We start from the raw sequence: 18,654 nt of genomic DNA on the forward strand, positions 1-18,654 counted from the left end.
AAATCCTCCGCCCTATTCATTAAAACTATTGAAACACAAAAAACCCCAGAAAGGGGCACTTTTTTATCAGTGTCCACTATCTGGGGTATAGTTCACAACTCGGAAGAGGTTTCTTTCATTACTTGCTTTCAATTGATTGGATAACTTTGCGGGCGATATCTGTATAAATTTGTCCGAGCTTATGGTCTTCATTATAAATTGACGGAGCGAAGTCTTCTTCATTCCAATCAGGCTGCTGAAGAGGCAGCTGGCCCAGCACTTCTGTCCGCAGTTCCTCAGCAAGCTTTTTACCGCCGCCTTGACCAAATACGTGCTCTCTTTCACCAGTCAATTGGCTCTCGAAATAGGCCATGTTCTCGATAACACCCAGGATTTCATGCTCAGTACGAAGTGCCATAGCACCCGCCCTCGCAGCAACAAATGCGGCTGTAGGATGCGGAGTTGTCACAACGATCTCCTTGCAGGATGGGAGCATTGTGTGCACATCCAGTGCCACATCTCCTGTTCCCGGCGGCAAATCAAGAAGAAGGTAATCCAATTCGCCCCATTCTACTTCATTGAAGAAGCTGTTCAGCATTTTGCCAAGCATTGGGCCTCTCCAGATAATTGGAGCATTATCTTCTACAAAAAATCCCATTGAGATTACTTTTACTCCAAAGCGTTCAACCGGCAGAATCCTTTCTCCTCTGACCACAGGGCGCTTTGTAATACCCATCATGTCCGGTACGCTGAATCCATAAATATCGGCATCGATCAGACCGACCTTTTTTCCTAAACGGGCCAGGGATACTGCCAGGTTTACAGATACGGTGGATTTGCCGACTCCGCCTTTTCCGCTGGCAATCGCAATAAATTCAGTTTTATTTCCAGGAGAAAGCAGTCCTTTGTCTTCTTCAGCCGCTGTCTCTCTATATTGTGAAAGCACTTCATCAGGAAGCTCGCTGAAGCGTATGCCAACGGTTGCCGCTCCTGCTTCTTTTAGAAGATTGACGATTTGAGTCTGAAACTGAAGCTGTTCAGCTGTACCTGTCTTGGCGATTTGAATCTTGACGCTGACATGGTTCTTTTCTTCCTTTATTTTAATTTCTTCAATGGCGTTAAGTTCGCCCAATGTTCTATGTATAAATGGTTCCTTCAAGCCGTTTAAAGCTTCTTTGACTTTCTGTTCAGTTAACATACATTGCACCCGCCTTCTGAATTCGTTTCCATTTTAGTATAACATATTGAATATTCTATACTGTTAATTCTATCACACCAGGAATACATTCACTATTTCCCTGCATCATTAAAAGAAAAGGCACTTTTCTAAGCGCCTTTTCATTCCCATGTTTCGGTCAGTTCTTTTTCATTGGTGTAGTATCGCATGATTCCATTGTAAATGGAGGCAGCGATTTTATCCTGATATTCATCAGTTTTCAGATTGGCCCGCTCCCCCGGATTTGATAAGAACCCAACTTCTACTAAGACACCTGGCTTTTTGGCGTATTTTAAAATGAAAACATTGTTTAAAGGCTTCGAATTCCGCTTGGTATTCTCCAGGTTGCTGCGGAGTTCGTCCTGTATGAATTTTGCCGCTTTGGCATTTTCCTTAATCCCCGGTGCATAGAAAGTCTGCGCCCCGCTCCACCTGGGGGAAGGAATTGAATTTAAATGAATGCTGACATAAAAATCAGAATTAGAAGTATTTATCATTTCAAGCCGTTTCTTCAGGTCTTCTACTTTTCTCCGGCTGTAGCCCCTGGTTCCCTCTGGTGCGAGGTCTCTGTCTTCCTCCCTCGTCATCAGCACAAGAGCTCCCTGCTCCTGGAGGTAATCCCTAACTTTTAATGATACATCCAATGCGATATCTTTCTCGAGTGCCCCTTCATCGCCTGCCCCGCCATCCGGGCCGCCATGGCCGGGATCAAGCAAAATGATTTTTCCTGTTAAAGGCAGATTCCACGATTCCCAGGAATCATCATCCGTAAAGTCATATTGCAAAATGAGAAAAAGGACAATAAGCCCGATCGCAAACCCGCCTATTTTTAATTTTTTCTTCATTTGTCCCAATCAGTCCCTCCTGCTTATCCTCATTTCAATATATGGGACAAGATGGAGATCTAGAACTTCGATCAGGACACCCCTTTAATCATTGAACTTTTCAGTGGAGACGCAATTTATGCCTTCTCTCCCCTTTATTAAAACCTTCCGACCACCAGCTGTTTACATATTGCTCACACATATAATAAAGGGACTCGCTCATAACCGCTTCCGAACCATGACCCCAATAAAGGAAAAAGTTATATAGGGTATCCACTAAATGCTTATACTCTTTTTCACATCTATGGCGGACCTGATCCAGCGATTCGCCAAAGCGCCCAAAACGACTGTAATTGGCCCCCAGCAAATAGGCTTCAATCGCAACATCATAGCAGGCCTCCTCAATGCCGGCATTCATCATTAGACCGGAGACAAATCTGGAAGAGCCAAAAAATTGCTGCACTTTCTCTTTTAACGCTTTTATCGAAATTTCCCGAAGGACTGATTTTTCATATTTGATTTGCTTTTCTCTTTTTTTCTCTTTAAACGTGTTTATTACAGTCACTGCTTTCTCACCCCTTGAAGATAGTCTTTATCTGCAGCGGGAGAGAAATGCAAAAAGCAGCCGCGAATCGGGCTGCCAATTTTTTATGGGTTTAGTTACGAAAAGCAACAGCCAGAGCTGATGATTTTAAAAACGCTTTTTATCGGATCTGTCCATTTCCTGACATGAGATATTTTCGGGTTGTTAATGCCGGCAGTCCCATTGGGCCTCTCGCATGGAGTTTCTGTGTGGATATGCCGATTTCTGCACCGAAGCCAAGAGCCCCTCCGTCCGTGAATCTGGTCGAAGCATTATGGTACAATGCTGCAGCATCTGTCAGCTGCATGAACTTTTTGGCTGTTTCTCCATTTTCCGTAATAATCGCCTCAGAATGCTTTGTTCCGTATCGGTCAATATGATCGATGGCCTTTTCAAGGCTATCTACGGTTTTTACCGCCAAATCCAGGCTTAAATATTCATTTGCCCAATCGTTCTCGCCCGCTGGCACCACATCAGGCAAGGCCTTTGCCGCAGCCACATCTCCATGTACAGTTATACCGTGCTTCTTCAGAGCTTGTGCAAGCAAATCTTTATGCTGGTTAAGCCATACTTCATGAACAATCAGCGTTTCTGCTGCGTTGCAGACAGCCGGACGGTCTGTTTTGGCATTAACAAGGATTTTGATCGCTTTTTCAGCATCTGCTTCCTTATCCACATAGATATGGCAGTTTCCAACACCTGTTTCAAGAACAGGCACTGTTGCATTCTCAACCACTGCCTTAATAAGGGATGCGCCGCCTCTCGGAATCAAGACATCAATATACTCTTTCATTGTAAACAGCTTCTTTGTCGCTTCTCTGTCTGCTGTGGCTATAAATTGAACAGCTTCTTTAGGTATCTTCGTTTTTCCAAGAGCGGCATGAATGATCTCAACTATAGCCTGATTCGAATTTAGGGCTGATGATCCGCCTTTTAGGATAATGGCATTTCCTGATTTCAAAGCCAGACCTGCAGCATCTGCTGTTACATTAGGTCTTGCTTCATAAATCATGCCGATGACACCCAGCGGAACACGGACCTCTTCCACCTTCAGTCCATTATCCAAAGTCCATTCAGACATCACGTCTCCAACCGGATCGGGAAGTTCAGCTACCTGGCGAAGGCCAGCTGCAAATTCATAAACCCGCTCTTTAGATAATGACAGCCGATCCATATATGCCTCTTCGAATCCTTTTTCCTTCCCGTTTTTTAAATCGGCCATATTGGCTGCAAGAATGGATTCATATCCAGTCTCCAAAGCAGCAGCAACTGTATGGAGCGCTTCGTTCTTTTCTTCCGTTGTTAAAATACTTAATGTTTTGGCAGCCTTCCTGGCCTTTTTTGCCTGTTCTTCTATATTATTTGTTTTAACTGCTGGTGCAGTAGTCATTGAATCCCTCCTATAGTTTAAACAAGTGCCGGCAGCTTAAAGTCGCGGGAACATACAAACGTTTCCTGAGCAATGGCCGGCTCATGCTCTTCATCTGCTGTATGGTCGCTTAACTGCTCGTTTGAATAATTAATGCGGCCGAGACCGATTTCTTTTCCCTCTTCATCCAGAATGCGGACAACTGCGCCATCCTTAAATCGCCCTTTTACTTCCTGAATATCAGAGCGATACAGGTTTTTTTGATGATCCACAATCGCCTCTATCCCATGGGAGCTGATGGTCACCTTGCCTTCAGGGCCTGAGTGGAATGCAATCCATTGCTTCTGATTGTCCAGATTAAATGCATCCGGCTCCGGCTTGAAGTAGGTTCCTTTCGCCTTGCCTTCCACAGCTTCCATTAAGATATGTTCCATACCTGCTTTTCCTAAAAAGGAGTCAATTCCAGCAGCCATCGCAATTTTCACTGCCTGGATTTTTGACTTCATGCCGCCTGTTCCTACAGCACTTCCAGATCCTCCTGCAGCAGCTTCAATTTCAGGTGTAATGCTGTGGACCCTCTCCAGAAGACATGCATCAGGTTTATCATTTGGGTTGCTGTCATATAGGCCGTCAATATCTGATAAAATAATCAATAAATCAGCATCAATCAGACCGGCCACTTTTGCCGCCAGGGTATCATTGTCCCCGAAGCGCAAACGGTCAACCGTAACCGTGTCATTTTCATTTATAATCGGGATGATTCCGCGCTCCAGCAGCACATTCATGGTGTTATGCATGTTGCCATAACGCTTTTCATCGGAGAAATCGCTTCTTGTAATTAAGATTTGTGAAGCTACATACCCATGAGATAAAAAGAGTTCTGAGTAAGATTCCATTAATAAGCCCTGGCCAATTGAAGCTGCAGCCTGTTTTTCCGGAAGGGAAGAAGGACGGTCAAGGCAGCCAAGCTTCCGATAGCCTGCAGCTACAGCACCTGATGAGACAACAGCTGTTTCATAACCAGCATCCTTCAGCTCGACAATTTGCTCTGCAAGTTTTTCAAGCTTTCTGCGGCTGATCTCCCCATGCATGCTTGTTAGTGAGCTGCTTCCGATCTTAATAACAACTCTTTTTATCTGCTTTTCTTTAATCAACATCCAATACCTCCTGTAAACTTATAAATCCCATCTCCCTTAGGAAGTGACAAGGGCGCCTTCCAATTCTTCGCTGATCTCCTTTGAACGTTTAGCGGCATGCTCCACTGCCTGTGTGATGGCTTCGCCTCCATTGTATTTCCTTAAAGCTTCAAGTCCTGAAGCAGTTGTGCCATTTGGAGAGGTCACTTTCTCTCTAAGAGAAGTTGGAGCTTCTTCCTTTTCAAGCACCATCTTAGCTGCTCCAAAAATCGTCTGGGCTACAATTTTTCGCACGGTCTCTTCGTCCATGCCCTTTTGCATCCCAACCCGCTCCATATTTTCCATCAAGTAATAGAAGTAAGCAGGGCCGCTTCCGGCTAATCCCGTAAAAACATCCATCTGGTTTTCATCGATGATATACACTTCCCCCATGCATTCCAGCAATTCCTTAACCAATTCCACATTGGCCAGGCTGGTATTCCTGCCTGCCACGACGGCCGTCGCAGATTCCTGAATCATGCTTGAAGTATTTGGCATCACACGCACAACCTGCTGTCCCGGATTTAAATGGTCTTCCATGAACTCAGTTGTAATGCCTGCCAAAACAGAAAGAATCACCTGGTCAGGATTTAACTTATCTTTAATCGAACGCAGAGCTTCCTCTGCACCTTTTGGTTTCATGGCTAAAATGAATAAATCTATCTGCTCAAATGGAAGCTCGCTTTGCGGCATCGCAATCACACCATACTTATCATGAATCTCTTTCAGTCTGTCTGCATTGCTCTTATTCGTTACAAATACTCGATCGGGTGACATTTTCTCTGCTGTTATGACTCCCGAAATCATTGATTCCGCCATTGACCCTGCACCTAAAAAGGCAATCGTTTTATTGGCTAACATGGACATCCTCCTTTAAATGAACAAACTGTTCGTATAACCGTTCGTATTTTATCAACGTTATCTATCGTAACATGCTCAAATACATATTCAAGGGTATTAGGGAAAGAGGGGAGGATATGGGCGAGATAGTGAATGAAAACGCTAACATCATCTGCCTAAGATTCGCTGAGGCTCTCTCAGCGTGAATAATCCCCTCTCAGGCTCATATTTGCAATAATATAATTTCCATTTTCTCAATAGTGTACAAACAAGACCCGGCCAACTGGCTGAGCTGCGCGAATAAAAAAGCGCCAGATAAATAAAATAAGAAATAAAAAAACTCCCAGCCGAAATAGCTGAGAGCTTTGATAAGCAAATATTAACGCTTTGAGAACTGAGGAGCACGACGAGCACCTTTAAGACCGTATTTCTTACGCTCTTTCATACGTGCGTCACGAGTTAATAGTCCTGCGCGCTTTAATGTTGGACGGAATTCCGGATCTGCTTGAAGCAATGCACGAGCGATGCCGTGGCGGATTGCGCCAGCTTGACCAGTGTATCCACCGCCGTTTACATTTACAAGAATATCGTAGCTGTTAACTGTTTCAGTAGCTACAAGCGGCTGTTTTACAACTTCACGTAAAGCTGCAAAAGGAATGTAATCTGTGATTTCACGACCATTGATGATGATTTTACCGTCGCCTGGAACTAAACGAACACGTGCAACGGAGCTCTTACGACGACCAGTACCAATATATTGAACCTGTGCCAAGTTAATAACCTCCCTAAAAATTATCCACGAAGTTCGTAAACTTCAGGTTGTTGTGCTTGGTGCTTATGTTCGCTACCAGCATATACGTGTAATTTCTTGAACATTTGACGACCAAGAGAGTTCTTTGGAAGCATGCCTTTGATTGCAAGCTCAAGCATTCTCTCAGGGTAGTTTGTACGCATTTCAAGAGCAGTTCTTGTTTTTAGACCGCCTGGGTGCATGCTGTGACGGTAGTAGATCTTGTCAGTAAGCTTTTTCCCAGTAAGTTCGATTTTTGAAGCATTGATAAGAATTACATGATCACCAGTATCAACATGTGGTGTATAAGTTGGTTTATGTTTACCACGTAGAATTGATGCAACTTCACTAGCAAGACGACCAAGAGTTTTGCCTTCAGCATCAATCACGTACCATTTACGTTCGATATTGTTTGAATTCGCCATAAACGTTGTACGCATCAGTTTCCCTCCTAATAATTCCATTCATAATCATTTTTTGGTTTATCTATTCGACACAATAAGTTCCGGGGCTTATCGTGGTTTTAATAATAATACCATATGCTATAATATAACTTTGACAGTCCAATGTCAAGCGAATGTTACACCTGGTTTAGTTGTTTTGAAATCTTTTTTTATGTGAGTTTGGCTTTACAACGCGCCCTCGCGGTTCCTCAATTTTTTTTTCCAAAATTTTAATAAAAAACTTTCCACAAATATAAACCTTGGGGAGGCGCTGTTTTTCCTGCAGCTGATCTGTTTTTTTCCTTAAGAACAGATGGCATGGAATCGGGGTCTCTTTCCCCTGAGCCAACTTCAAGAAGTGTGCCGGCCAGGATGCGGACCATATTATATAAGAATCCGGTGCCTCTAAAGCGGAAGATGAGCATATCCCCATTTTCGTGCACCTCTATCTCCTGAAGTTCCCTGACCTTATCCTCCACTTCCGTTTTAGCGGAGCAGAAGCTGGTAAAATCATGTGTCCCTATTAAATCCGCTGCTGCTTGTTTGATTGCGTCCGTATTTAAGGGATAGGGGTACTGATAGGCATAATGTCGTTTAAAAGGGTCTCTCCTGGATGATCGATGCACAAAGTACCGATATTCCTTCCCTTTCGCATCAAAACGGACATGAAAGTCATCAGGCACTGTCTCAGTCCCTATTATGGCCACCTCATCCGGCAGCAGGGAATTAAGGGCGATTTCCCATTTTTCAATAGGAATATTCAAAGGGGAATCGAAATGGATCACCTGGCCCCTTGCATGGACACCCGCATCGGTTCTGCCTGAGGCAGTGACCTTAATGTCTTCTCCTTTATGAAGCTTCTTTAAGGCCCTTTCCAGCTCTCCCTGAACAGTCCGCTTGCCAGGCTGCACCTGGTAGCCTGCAAAATGGGTGCCGTCATATGTTATATTACATTTAAATCTTTGCATAGGGTCACCTCATTACGTCCTCAGCAGGATTAACACCAGGGTCAGGGCTGCAAGCATTGCAAGCATTGCCGTATCCTTTAGACCCCAGCTAAGCTGCCTATATTTCGTTCTGCCTTCCCCGCCTCTATAGCCGCGTGACTCCATCGCTACAGCAAGCTCCTCAGCCCGCTTAAACGAACTGACAAACAAAGGGATCAAGAGAGGAATAATGGCTTTAATACGTTCTTTAATCGGGCCGCTGGAAAAATCGACTCCCCTGGCTGTCTGAGCTTTCATAATTTTATCCGTTTCCTGCATGAGTGTGGGGATAAAGCGAAGAGAAATCGACATCATTAACGCCAGCTCATGCACCGGAAACTTGATTTTATTCAATGGGGCCAGCAGGCTTTCCAGACCATCCGTTATTTCAATCGGAGTCGTGGTCAAAGTCAGAATGGAAGTCATCAGAATGAGCAGGAAGAAGCGCAATGATATGAAAATCCCCTGTCTCAAACCTTCTTCATAGATTGTAATCCATCCTAAACGGAAAAGAACTTCACCCTCTTTTGTCAAAAACAAGTGGAGGAATAATGTAAAAATAACTAGCAGAAGGACCGGCTTTAACCCTGTATAGATAAACCGGATCGGCACCTTGGATAAAGCAATCATCAAAAAGGTGTAAACCGTCAGTAAGCCGTATGTCAGCATATTATTTGCCAGGAAGACAATGCACACGAATAAGAAAATGAGGACTAGCTTAGAACGGGGATCCATCCTATGCAGGACAGATTCGGCCGGAACATAGCGCCCAAAAATCATTTTATCCATCATTTTGGCGCCCCCCTTTTCATCGCAGCAGCAATCTCATCCGTCAATTCATCCATGGTCAGACATGTCTTAGAGAAACGGATGTTAAGTGAATTTTCCATTTTCAGCTGAAAACGGACAACCTCCGGAACATCGAGGCCAAGCTTAAGCAAGCCTTCCGGAGAAGAAAAGATTTCTTTAGGCGTTCCCTTTCTGTACACTTCTCCATTGTGCATGATGACAATCTGATCAGAATAGCGGGAGGCGTCCTCCATACTATGTGTCACGAGCACTGTCGATAGCCCTCTTGTACCATGCAGGCTGTAGAACATATCCATGATTTCTTTTCTGCCCCGCGGGTCAAGCCCTGCAGTAGGCTCATCCAGGACAATGACATCAGGCTCCATCGCCAGCACTCCGGCTATCGCCACCCGTCTCATCTGGCCGCCTGACAGGTCAAATGGGGACTTGTGTAAAATTTCCTCCGGCAGGCCAACCTGCCTGATGGCCGCTCTTGCTCTTTTTTTGGCTTCCTCTTCTGACACTCCGAAGTTCATCGGACCAAAGCATATATCTTTCTCGACCGTTTCCTCAAACAGCTGGTGCTCAGGAAATTGAAATACGATGCCGACCCTTTGGCGGATTTCCTTCAGGTTTTTCTGTTTCTTTTGCGAGGTGATCAGACGCTCTCCAATCACTACCTGGCCATCAGTCGGTTTAAGCAGGGCATTTAGATGCTGGAGGACAGTCGATTTGCCTGATCCGGTATGACCGATGATTGCCAGAAACGTGCCTGCTGGAATATCGATGGAAACATTTTTTATCGCCAGGCGTTCAAATGGCGTATTGACCTGATACCGGTATTCTACATTTTGGAGTGAGATGTCCATAATTCTTCCACCAACTCTTCTTCAGATAAATAATGCCTTGATAACGGCAATCCTTTTTCTCTTAAGATCTTGCTTAGCTTCACAGGAAAAGGAATATCCAGGCCCAGCTTTACAAGCTCTTCATCCATTTGAAAGATTTCCTCAGGTGTGCCTTCCCGATATAACTGTCCTCTATTCATAACCAGGATGCGGTCAGCCTTTGCAGCTTCCTCCAAATCATGTGTGATGGAGATGACTGTCATATGATAGTCCTGCTTAAGCTCTCTGACGGTTTCAAGCACCTCTTCACGCCCTCTTGGATCAAGCATGGAGGTTGACTCGTCCAGAATAATAATATTCGGCCTGAGGGCGATGACGCCGGCAATGGCCACCCTTTGTTTCTGGCCGCCAGAAAGATGGTGCGGCTCTTGATTGAGAAATTGTGCCATTTTGACTTTCTCCAGTGATTGCGCAACACGCTGAACCATGTCATTTCTTTCAATTCCATGGTTTTCCAAACCAAAAGCCACATCATCCTGTACAGTCGTTCCGACAAACTGGTTATCCGGATTCTGAAAAACCATACCGATCTTCTTTCTGGTTTCCCAAACGGTCTCTTCGGTCAAAGGAATTCCGCCTACTGTAATGCTGCCTTCCAGAGGAAAGTGCAGGCCATTCAGCAGTTTGGCTAGGGTTGATTTCCCGGAACCATTATGGCCAACAATGGCAAGCCATTCCCCTTTCAAAATATTGAAGGAGACATTGTGCAGCGCAAATCCAGTCTCTGCATCGTACTTAAACGAAACATTTTTCAATTCTACCAGCGGCTCGTTCATGTGAAGTCCTCCTCTCAGCTCTGCTTCTCTATTTCAGCTCTGCTCTGATATTTTATCCTAATGAAAAAACCCGCCATTTTTGGCGAGCTTTAAATAGTTCGATAATAGGTTATGTTTCCGGATAGCAAGCGTTGAATGATACCATTCTCCCACACTTGTAATACACAAGAAAATCTGGATTTCTGCTATCTAAGCTTATTGGATGCCTATTATGCCTCCCTATTAAAAGCTCATACTGACGCAGTATGGTGGTTGGTTCTTGCTATAGTATGACTGTTCAGAGACCTCGATTTCCTTATGGTTTATGAACATACTAAATTTAAAAAAGCCTGCACCTCTTTCCGTCAGGCAGTAAACTGCCGGGCGCAAATCTTCTTTCCGGAAGAGGTGCATGAGCTAGACAAGACAGTGTACCAGGTAATGGGGAATCTATTGGTCATCCATCCCTGTATAATAGCTGTACATGCTCATCGTAACGCTCGTTTTTGGCCTGAAATGGGCGTTCCTAACATATTAAGGAAACAGCCGCTTTTATAGAAAAAGGGCAAAGAACAAGTTCAATGAAACCGTCCCGCGCCCTTTCCTTAAAAAATTATACTAACTCGATGATTACCATTGGGGCACCGTCTCCACGACGAGGTCCAAGTTTCATAATACGAGTGTATCCGCCTTGGCGCTCTTCATAACGAGTTGCGATGTCGCTGAATAATTTTTGAACTGCATCCTGGTCAGTTTCAGCGTTAGCTACCTCATTGCGAACAAAAGCAGCTGCTTGACGGCGTGCATGCAAGTCGCCGCGCTTTCCAAGAGTGATCATTTTCTCAACAACTGAACGAAGTTCTTTTGCACGAGCTTCAGTTGTTTCGATGCGCTCATTGATGATTAGATCTGTTGCTAAGTCACGCAGCATAGCTTTACGTTGTGAGCTAGTGCGTCCTAACTTTCTGTATCCCATGAAAGTTTCCCTCCTTTGTTGAAGTCATTCAATCTGCTGAAAGCAAACATATAAAGATGATGAATCAATTCACATCAATCAATCGTCTTTGCGTAAGCCCAGTCCAAGATCTTCTAATTTATGTTTTACTTCCTCAAGTGACTTTCTGCCCAGGTTGCGGACCTTCATCATATCCTCTTCAGTCTTATTGGCTAATTCCTGAACAGTATTGATGCCAGCACGCTTTAAGCAATTGTAAGAACGTACAGATAAGTCAAGTTCTTCAATTGTCATCTCAAGTACTTTCTCTTTTTGGTCTTCTTCTTTTTCAACCATGATTTCGGCATTTTGAGCTTCATCAGTTAAGCCGACAAAGATATTCAAATGCTCAGTTAAGATCTTCGCTCCAAGTGCAACCGCATCTTGAGGACCTGTACTACCGTCAGTCCAAACATCGAATGTTAACTTATCATAGTTAGTCATTTGACCCACACGTGTATTCTCTACCTGATAAGAAATGCGAGATACTGGAGTGTAGATGGAATCGATCGGAATCACACCGATTGGCTGATCTTCTCTCTTGTTTTGGTCAGCTGGTGTATAGCCTCGTCCGCGTCTTGCAGTTAAACGCATGCGCAAGTGGGCATTCGAACCTAGAGTAGCAATATGAAGATCCGGATTAAGGATTTCAACATCGCTGTCATGAGTTACGTCAGCTGCCTTCACTACACCTTCACCCTGAACATCGATTTCCAATGTTTTTTCTTCATCAGAGTAGATTTTAAGTGCTAGTTTTTTAATGTTTAAAATGATAGATGTTACATCTTCTACGACGCCTTCAATTGTTGAGAACTCATGAAGTACCCCATCAATTTGGATCGATGTGACAGCGGCACCTGGGAGTGAGGATAAAAGGATACGACGTAAGGAGTTACCCAAAGTTGTACCATATCCACGCTCAAGTGGCTCGACGACGAACTTGCCGTACTTGGCATCATCGCTGATCTCAACCGTTTCGATTTTTGGTTTTTCTATTTCGATCATCAAAATATACCCTCCTTCAAAACGTCGAAACCCCGGCTAGCAATCTCTAACCGAAATTCCCCCATGTATACGTTCCCGTTTTGTGCACAACAACTGGAATAATTGTTCTGTATAACTAAAAAATTAGTATCATATCCCATTATAGACAAGGATACAAAATCTATACAGAAAAATTATACACGGCGGCGTTTTGGTGGACGACATCCGTTATGAGGAACTGGAGTTACGTCTCTGATAGCAGTAACTTCTAGACCTGCAGCTTGAAGAGCACGGATTGCAGCTTCACGTCCTGCACCAGGTCCTTTAACAGTTACTTCAAGGGTTTTCATACCGTGTTCCTGAGAAGTTTTAGCTGCAGTTTCAGCTGCCATTTGCGCTGCGAATGGAGTAGATTTACGAGAACCTTTGAATCCAAGAGCTCCAGCACTTGACCAGGAAACAGCATTTCCATGAACATCAGTGATAGTTACGATTGTGTTATTGAAAGTAGAACGGATATGTGCAATACCTTGTTCAATATTCTTTTTCACACGACGCTTACGTGTATTAGTTTTACGAGCCATTTAAAGTACCTCCTTTACCGATTATTTCTTCTTGTTCGCTACAGTCTTACGAGGACCTTTGCGAGTACGAGCGTTGTTTTTTGTGTTTTGTCCGCGAACCGGTAAACCACGGCGATGACGTAGACCGCGATAGCTTCCGATCTCCATTAGACGTTTGATGTTAAGTGATACCTCACGGCGAAGGTCACCTTCAACTTTCAATTTGTCGATGATGTCACGGATTTTGTTAAGTTCATCTTCCGTAAGATCACGAACACGAGTGTCTTCAGAAACACCAGCTTCAGCCAAAACTTTTTGAGCTGTAGATTTACCAATACCAAAGATATAAGTTAATGAGATTACTACACGTTTTTCACGTGGAACATCTACACCAGCAATACGTGCCATTGTATAAGCGCACCTCCTTCAATTTAACCTTGTTTTTGTTTATGTTTAGGGTTTTCACAGATAACCATTACTTTTCCACGTCTGCGGATAACTTTACACTTTTCGCAGATTGGTTTAACTGATGGTCTTACTTTCATTATCCTAACCTCCTTAATAGTACGGAGTGCAATGATTATTTAAAACGATATGTGATTCTACCGCGTGTTAAATCATATGGAGATAGCTCAACTGTTACTTTATCTCCAGGTAAAATGCGGATGAAGTGCATACGGATCTTACCGGATACATGAGCTAGCACTGTATGACCATTTTCTAATTCTACCTTAAACATTGCATTTGGCAAAGTATCAACAACTGTGCCTTCTATTTCAATTACATCGTCTTTCGCCATTGAACGATACTCCCTTCTTCAAATCATATACGAATTCATTTACATACTTTGCAAGCGCAAAGCGCAACTTTCCGTTTGTTACACGGCCGGTCTCCTCAAGACTGGTCTGAACTTCTGGAGAGATATAATTAAGCAATTGCAGATGCTGAATGTTCTTTTTCTTTGGGCGATCGAATTTCTTCCTGCCGCCGTCAGCAAGCATAACAAACCTTTCATCCATCAACCTTATAATTATAGCATATTGACCAGCATCGCGCCCGCTTTTGATCAAAACAATTTGACCAGGCTGCGGATTCGTATCAGAACCAACCAATGGAATCACCTGCACCTTAGGCTTTTGTTAATATTTCATAACCGGATTCAGTGATCGCTATTGTATGCTCAAAATGGGCACACCTTTTACCGTCAACCGTTACAACTGTCCAGTTATCGGTTAAGGTTTTAACATAACGACTTCCTGCATTCACCATAGGTTCAATAGCAAGTACCATACCCGGCTTTAAGCGCGGCCCTCTGTTAGGCGGTCCATAATGAGGAATTTGAGGATCCTCATGTAAGTCTTGCCCTACACCATGGCCGACATACTCGCGTACAATGGAAAAGCCATTAGATTCCGCATACGTTTGGATAGCATGGGAGATGTTCGACAAGCGCTCACCCGGTTTTGCTTCTTCAAGACCTTTATATAACGATTCCTCTGTCACATCCATCAGACGCTGAGATTCCTCATTAATTTGGCCAATAGCATAAGTCCAGGCTGAGTCACCATGATAACCGTTATATTTAGCACCAATATCAATGCTGATTATATCACCGTTATTCAAAACTCGATCACCAGGGATCCCATGAACAAGTTCATCGTTAACTGAAGCACAAATGTTGCCGCGGAAACCATTATACCCTTTAAAAGACGGGATTGCATCGTGTTTACGGATAAACTGATCAGCAATATCATCCAATTCGCGGGTTGTGATTCCGGGAACAATATGTTTCTTCAGTTCCTGGTGTGTAAGTGCTACGATCCTGCCGGCCTCACGCATTATATCAAGTTCACGCGGGGTTTTGCAAATAATCATTGTAAGCCCCCGAGCAAAGCATCAAGATCAGAAAATACTTTATTAATATCTTGCTGACCATCAATATTGCGCAGATATCCTTTCGTTTCATAGAAATCAAGCAACGGTTTTGTTTGTTTAATATTAACGTCAAGTCTGTTCTGAACAGTAGCTTCATTATCATCAGCACGCTGATACAGCTCACCGCCGCAGCGATCGCACACTCCGTCCTTCGCTGGCGGATTGAATACTAAGTGATAAGTAGCTCCGCAGTCTTTACAGATGCGGCGTCCGGTAAGACGTTCCATTAGAATGCTCTGATCAACATCAATATTTATGACATAATCAATTTTTTTGTTCAAATCGGAAAGGATGTTTTCAAGTGCATCTGCTTGGGCAACCGTTCTTGGGAAGCCATCCAGCAAAAAGCCTTTTTCGCAATCATCCTTGCTTAAACGTTCACGGACAATGCCGATTGTTACTTCATCAGGAACAAGCTCGCCTTTATCCATGAATGATTTTGCTTTAAGGCCTAGGTCCGTTTCGTCTTTAATAGCCGCACGGAACATATCTCCAGTAGAGATATGAGGGATGCCGTATTTTTGGACGATCTTCTCGGCTTGTGTACCTTTTCCGGCACCAGGGAGCCCCATTAAAACTAAATTCACGTCAATTTCCCCCTAGTCTCTAAATGGTATAAGGGAACGAGACGCCCCCTACAACCAAATTATTTAATGAAACCTTTATAATGACGCTTAACCAGCTGTGCTTCAAGCTGCTTCATCGTTTCAAGTGCAACACCGACAACGATCAGCAGGCTTGTGCCTCCAATTTGCGCAGATTCGGGCAACCCAGCGATATTAATGAAGAATACCGGCAGGATTGAAATGACTGTCAGGAAGAGCGCACCGACCAATGTTAAACGGTATAAGACGCGAGTCAGATATTCCTGCGTGTTATTTCCTGGACGGATGCCCGGGATATAACCGCCCTGCTTTTTCAGATTTTCCGCAACTTGTTCCGGATTTACCTGAATGAAAGCATAGAAATAAGTAAAAGCAATGATTAATGCACTATAAATGACCATTCCGATTGGAGACGTGTAGTCAAATATTTTTTGAATCCAAAGCGTCACATCATTCTGCTCAAAAAAACCTGCAATGGTTCTTGGAGTGATGATAAATGAAATCGCAAAGATTACTGGGATTACACCAGCTGCATTAACTTTTAACGGAAGGTGAGTTGATTGTCCGCCAGCAGAATTTTTCCCTGCTGTTACACGCTTAGCGTATTGAATAGGAATTTTTCTTAATGCCTGTTGGATGAAGATCGTTCCCACGACAATAGCGATGACTGCAACCAGGATAAGCACGACTGTCACAATGCGAAGGAATAGCTGCTCTCCAGCATTTTCAAACTGCTGAGCATAGATCTGGTTAACCGTTGAAGGAATACCAGCTGCGATACCAGCAAAAATGATGATGGAAATACCATTGCCTACACCTTTTGATGTAATCTGCTCACCAAGCCACATTAGAAATGCAGTTCCGGCAGTCAATACTACAGCAATCAATAGATAAGAGGTAATACTCGGATTTTCAATCAGCATTCCGCCTGCTAGGTTATTAAACCCATAAGACATACCGAGAGCCTGGATAAAACCAAGCACGATAGTAAAGTAACGGGTAAACTGAGCTAACTTACGGCGTCCAACCTCACCCTGCTTAGACCATTCCGTAAACTTAGGAACAACATCCATCTGCAGAAGCTGCACAATGATGGATGCCGTAATGTACGGCATGATCCCCATCGCAAGGATCGAGAAGTTCAGGAGCGCCCCGCCGCCGAATGTATTCAGAACACCGAATACATTTAGTTCATCCTGGGCTTTTAATAGATCTGCATTTACGCCCGGTACAGGGATAAATGTACCGATGCGAAATACAATCAGCATTAAAAGGGTGAAAATAATCTTTCGTCTTATATCACCCACACGCATAAAATTGGAGATTGTCTGAAACATTAAATCACCTCAGTTTGACCGCCGGCAGCTTCGATAGCTTCCTTTGCAGCAGAGGAGAATTTATGAGCTTTAACTGTAAGCTTTTTCTCAACTTTGCCTTTTGCAAGAATCTTGATTCCTGCTTTTTCATTGCTTACCACACCAGTTTCGATAAGAAGCTCAGGAGTTACTTCTGCTCCATCTTCGAAACGGTTTAAAGCATCAAGGTTCACAACCGCGTATTCTTTACGGTTGATGTTAGTGAAACCGCGCTTAGGCAAGCGTTGGAATAAAGGTGTTTGACCACCCTCGAATCCAGGACGGACACCGCCGCCAGAACGAGCGTTTTGACCTTTATGACCCTTACCAGCAGTTTTACCATTACCGGAACCGATACCACGGCCTTTGCGTTTGCGTTCTTGACGAGAACCTTCTGCAGGCTTTAATTCATGAAGTTTCATGTTGGCACCTCCTTATTTGTAGAAGAATAGAATTATTTTTCTTTTACCACAACAAGGTGAGCAACTTTGTTGATCATTCCGCGGATAGCAGGATTATCTTGATGCTCAACTGTTTGGTGCATTTTGCGTAAGCCAAGAGCCTTAACTGTTTCGCGCTGGTCTTGCGGGCGACCAATCACGCTGCGAGTGAGGGTTACTTCTAGTTTATTCGCCATTTGATATCCCTCCTTATCCTAACAGTTCTTCTACTGATTTACCACGTAATTTCGCTACGTCCTCAGCACGTTTTAATTGAGTTAAACCGTTCAAAGTGGCGCGAACCATGTTGATTGGTGTGTTAGTACCTAAAGATTTAGATAAGATATCACCAACACCAGCTAATTCTAGAACCGCACGAACTGGACCTCCGGCGATTACTCCAGTACCTTCAGAAGCAGGCTTAAGAAGGATTTCTCCAGCACCGAAGTGACCGATTACCTGGTGAGGAATTGTAGTTCCAACCATAGGTACTTCGACTAGGTTTTTCTTAGCATCTTCAATAGCTTTGCGGATTGCTTCAGGAACTTCCTGTGCTTTACCTGTACCAAAGCCAACGTGACCGTTTTTGTCACCTACTACTACAAGAGCAGAGAAACGAAAACGACGTCCACCTTTAACAACCTTTGCTACACGATTAACCGTAACTACGCGCTCTTCAAGTTCAAGTTTGTTTGGATCAATACGACGCATCTTTTTGTGTCCCTCCTTTGTCTATTAAAATTCTAAACCATTTTCACGTGCTGCATCAGCTAATGCTTGAACACGTCCATGATATAGATAGCCACCACGATCGAAAACGACAGCTTTAACGCCTTTTTCGACTGCGCGCTTTGCAACTAATTCTCCGACCTTAACTGCTGCATCAACGTTGCCAGTTGCATCAAGGTTTACTTCTTTATCTTGTGTAGAAGCACTTGCTACAGTAACTCCGTTTACATCATCAATAAGTTGAGCATAAATGTGCTTGTTTGAACGATACACATTTAAACGAGGACGAGCCGCAGTTCCAGAAAGCTTCGCACGCACACGAGCATGTCTTTTCTTACGAACTGCATTTTTATCAGCCTTCGTAATCATTTCGGTCACTCCTTTCGTTTACC

26 protein-coding genes are annotated in these 18,654 nt (G+C 43.8%); all 26 read right to left on the minus strand.

Annotation, left to right across the window (positions count from 1 at the left end; translation table 11 throughout):
• Positions 1-118: 118 nt before the first annotated feature.
• On the minus strand, positions 119-1,177 hold the full coding sequence (locus tag DFO72_RS25615; protein ID WP_113885225.1) for an Mrp/NBP35 family ATP-binding protein: 1,059 nt from the start codon (positions 1,175-1,177) through the stop codon (positions 119-121).
• Between the two features lie 140 nt (positions 1,178-1,317).
• Positions 1,318-2,040, minus strand: coding sequence for an N-acetylmuramoyl-L-alanine amidase CwlD (gene cwlD, locus DFO72_RS25620; RefSeq protein ID WP_113885266.1), 723 nt, complete (start codon positions 2,038-2,040; stop codon positions 1,318-1,320).
• Positions 2,041-2,140: 100 nt separating this feature from the next.
• Complete coding sequence (locus tag DFO72_RS25625) at positions 2,141-2,584, minus strand: YbaK family protein (RefSeq protein WP_113885226.1); 444 nt, start codon at positions 2,582-2,584, stop codon at positions 2,141-2,143.
• Positions 2,585-2,723: 139 nt separating this feature from the next.
• Positions 2,724-3,992 (minus strand): glutamate-5-semialdehyde dehydrogenase, encoded by a 1,269-nt coding sequence (locus DFO72_RS25630; RefSeq protein ID WP_113885227.1) that lies wholly within the window; start codon positions 3,990-3,992, stop codon positions 2,724-2,726.
• A 17-nt stretch (positions 3,993-4,009) separates the two neighbouring features.
• Entirely contained in the window at positions 4,010-5,128 is a 1,119-nt protein-coding gene (gene proB / locus DFO72_RS25635; RefSeq protein WP_113885228.1) for a glutamate 5-kinase, read from the minus strand.
• A gap of 36 nt (positions 5,129-5,164) precedes the next feature.
• Positions 5,165-6,007 carry a pyrroline-5-carboxylate reductase gene (gene proC / locus DFO72_RS25640; RefSeq protein ID WP_113885229.1) on the minus strand — a complete coding sequence of 281 codons (843 nt, stop codon included), beginning with the start codon at positions 6,005-6,007 and terminating at the stop codon, positions 5,165-5,167.
• A gap of 358 nt (positions 6,008-6,365) precedes the next feature.
• The gene (rpsI, locus tag DFO72_RS25645; RefSeq protein WP_009336614.1) at positions 6,366-6,758 is read right to left on the minus strand and encodes a 30S ribosomal protein S9; all 393 of its coding nucleotides are present in this window, start codon (positions 6,756-6,758) and stop codon (positions 6,366-6,368) included.
• A 20-nt stretch (positions 6,759-6,778) separates the two neighbouring features.
• Positions 6,779-7,216, minus strand: a complete 438-nt coding sequence (gene rplM / locus DFO72_RS25650; protein ID WP_009336613.1) for a 50S ribosomal protein L13 — start codon at positions 7,214-7,216, stop codon at positions 6,779-6,781.
• Between the two features lie 233 nt (positions 7,217-7,449).
• On the minus strand, positions 7,450-8,187 hold the full coding sequence (gene truA / locus DFO72_RS25655; RefSeq protein WP_113885230.1) for a tRNA pseudouridine(38-40) synthase TruA: 738 nt from the start codon (positions 8,185-8,187) through the stop codon (positions 7,450-7,452).
• A 12-nt stretch (positions 8,188-8,199) separates the two neighbouring features.
• Positions 8,200-8,997: an energy-coupling factor transporter transmembrane component T family protein gene (locus tag DFO72_RS25660; protein WP_113885231.1), complete on the minus strand. Its 798-nt coding sequence runs from the start codon at positions 8,995-8,997 to the stop codon at positions 8,200-8,202.
• The gene (locus DFO72_RS25665) at positions 8,994-9,863 is read right to left on the minus strand and encodes an energy-coupling factor ABC transporter ATP-binding protein (RefSeq protein WP_113885232.1); all 870 of its coding nucleotides are present in this window, start codon (positions 9,861-9,863) and stop codon (positions 8,994-8,996) included. Before DFO72_RS25665 ends, DFO72_RS25660 begins: the two co-directional genes overlap by 4 nt.
• Entirely contained in the window at positions 9,839-10,678 is an 840-nt protein-coding gene (locus tag DFO72_RS25670; protein WP_113885233.1) for an energy-coupling factor ABC transporter ATP-binding protein, read from the minus strand. Before DFO72_RS25670 ends, DFO72_RS25665 begins: the two co-directional genes overlap by 25 nt.
• Before the next feature lie 592 nt (positions 10,679-11,270).
• Positions 11,271-11,633, minus strand: a complete 363-nt coding sequence (gene rplQ / locus DFO72_RS25675) for a 50S ribosomal protein L17 (RefSeq protein WP_009336608.1) — start codon at positions 11,631-11,633, stop codon at positions 11,271-11,273.
• Between the two features lie 78 nt (positions 11,634-11,711).
• Positions 11,712-12,656: a DNA-directed RNA polymerase subunit alpha gene (locus DFO72_RS25680; protein WP_009336607.1), complete on the minus strand. Its 945-nt coding sequence runs from the start codon at positions 12,654-12,656 to the stop codon at positions 11,712-11,714.
• A 173-nt stretch (positions 12,657-12,829) separates the two neighbouring features.
• Entirely contained in the window at positions 12,830-13,219 is a 390-nt protein-coding gene (gene rpsK, locus DFO72_RS25685) for a 30S ribosomal protein S11 (protein WP_053433176.1), read from the minus strand.
• A gap of 21 nt (positions 13,220-13,240) precedes the next feature.
• Positions 13,241-13,606 (minus strand): 30S ribosomal protein S13, encoded by a 366-nt coding sequence (rpsM, locus tag DFO72_RS25690; protein WP_009336605.1) that lies wholly within the window; start codon positions 13,604-13,606, stop codon positions 13,241-13,243.
• A gap of 23 nt (positions 13,607-13,629) precedes the next feature.
• Positions 13,630-13,743: a 50S ribosomal protein L36 gene (gene rpmJ / locus DFO72_RS25695; protein ID WP_000868344.1), complete on the minus strand. Its 114-nt coding sequence runs from the start codon at positions 13,741-13,743 to the stop codon at positions 13,630-13,632.
• Between the two features lie 35 nt (positions 13,744-13,778).
• Positions 13,779-13,997 carry a translation initiation factor IF-1 gene (gene infA / locus DFO72_RS25700; protein ID WP_009336604.1) on the minus strand — a complete coding sequence of 73 codons (219 nt, stop codon included), beginning with the start codon at positions 13,995-13,997 and terminating at the stop codon, positions 13,779-13,781.
• Positions 13,975-14,310 (minus strand): KOW domain-containing RNA-binding protein, encoded by a 336-nt coding sequence (locus DFO72_RS25705; RefSeq protein WP_113885234.1) that lies wholly within the window; start codon positions 14,308-14,310, stop codon positions 13,975-13,977. Before DFO72_RS25705 ends, infA begins: the two co-directional genes overlap by 23 nt.
• Before the next feature lie 16 nt (positions 14,311-14,326).
• Positions 14,327-15,073 (minus strand): type I methionyl aminopeptidase, encoded by a 747-nt coding sequence (gene map, locus DFO72_RS25710; protein ID WP_113885235.1) that lies wholly within the window; start codon positions 15,071-15,073, stop codon positions 14,327-14,329.
• The gene (locus DFO72_RS25715) at positions 15,070-15,720 is read right to left on the minus strand and encodes an adenylate kinase (protein ID WP_009336601.1); all 651 of its coding nucleotides are present in this window, start codon (positions 15,718-15,720) and stop codon (positions 15,070-15,072) included. The genes map and DFO72_RS25715 overlap by 4 nt, the downstream gene beginning before the upstream one ends.
• Positions 15,721-15,779: 59 nt before the next feature.
• Positions 15,780-17,075, minus strand: coding sequence for a preprotein translocase subunit SecY (gene secY, locus DFO72_RS25720; protein WP_113885236.1), 1,296 nt, complete (start codon positions 17,073-17,075; stop codon positions 15,780-15,782).
• Complete coding sequence (rplO, locus tag DFO72_RS25725; protein ID WP_009336599.1) at positions 17,075-17,515, minus strand: 50S ribosomal protein L15; 441 nt, start codon at positions 17,513-17,515, stop codon at positions 17,075-17,077. Before rplO ends, secY begins: the two co-directional genes overlap by 1 nt.
• Positions 17,516-17,547: 32 nt before the next feature.
• The gene (gene rpmD, locus DFO72_RS25730) at positions 17,548-17,730 is read right to left on the minus strand and encodes a 50S ribosomal protein L30 (protein ID WP_009336598.1); all 183 of its coding nucleotides are present in this window, start codon (positions 17,728-17,730) and stop codon (positions 17,548-17,550) included.
• A gap of 13 nt (positions 17,731-17,743) precedes the next feature.
• Complete coding sequence (gene rpsE / locus DFO72_RS25735) at positions 17,744-18,244, minus strand: 30S ribosomal protein S5 (RefSeq protein ID WP_009336597.1); 501 nt, start codon at positions 18,242-18,244, stop codon at positions 17,744-17,746.
• 24 nt (positions 18,245-18,268) lie between these two features.
• Positions 18,269-18,631, minus strand: a complete 363-nt coding sequence (gene rplR / locus DFO72_RS25740) for a 50S ribosomal protein L18 (protein WP_035332285.1) — start codon at positions 18,629-18,631, stop codon at positions 18,269-18,271.
• Positions 18,632-18,654: the final 23 nt, after the last annotated feature.

This window comes from Cytobacillus oceanisediminis, from assembly GCF_004366035.1.
Taxonomy (GTDB): domain Bacteria; phylum Bacillota; class Bacilli; order Bacillales; family Cytobacillaceae; genus Cytobacillus; species Cytobacillus oceanisediminis_C.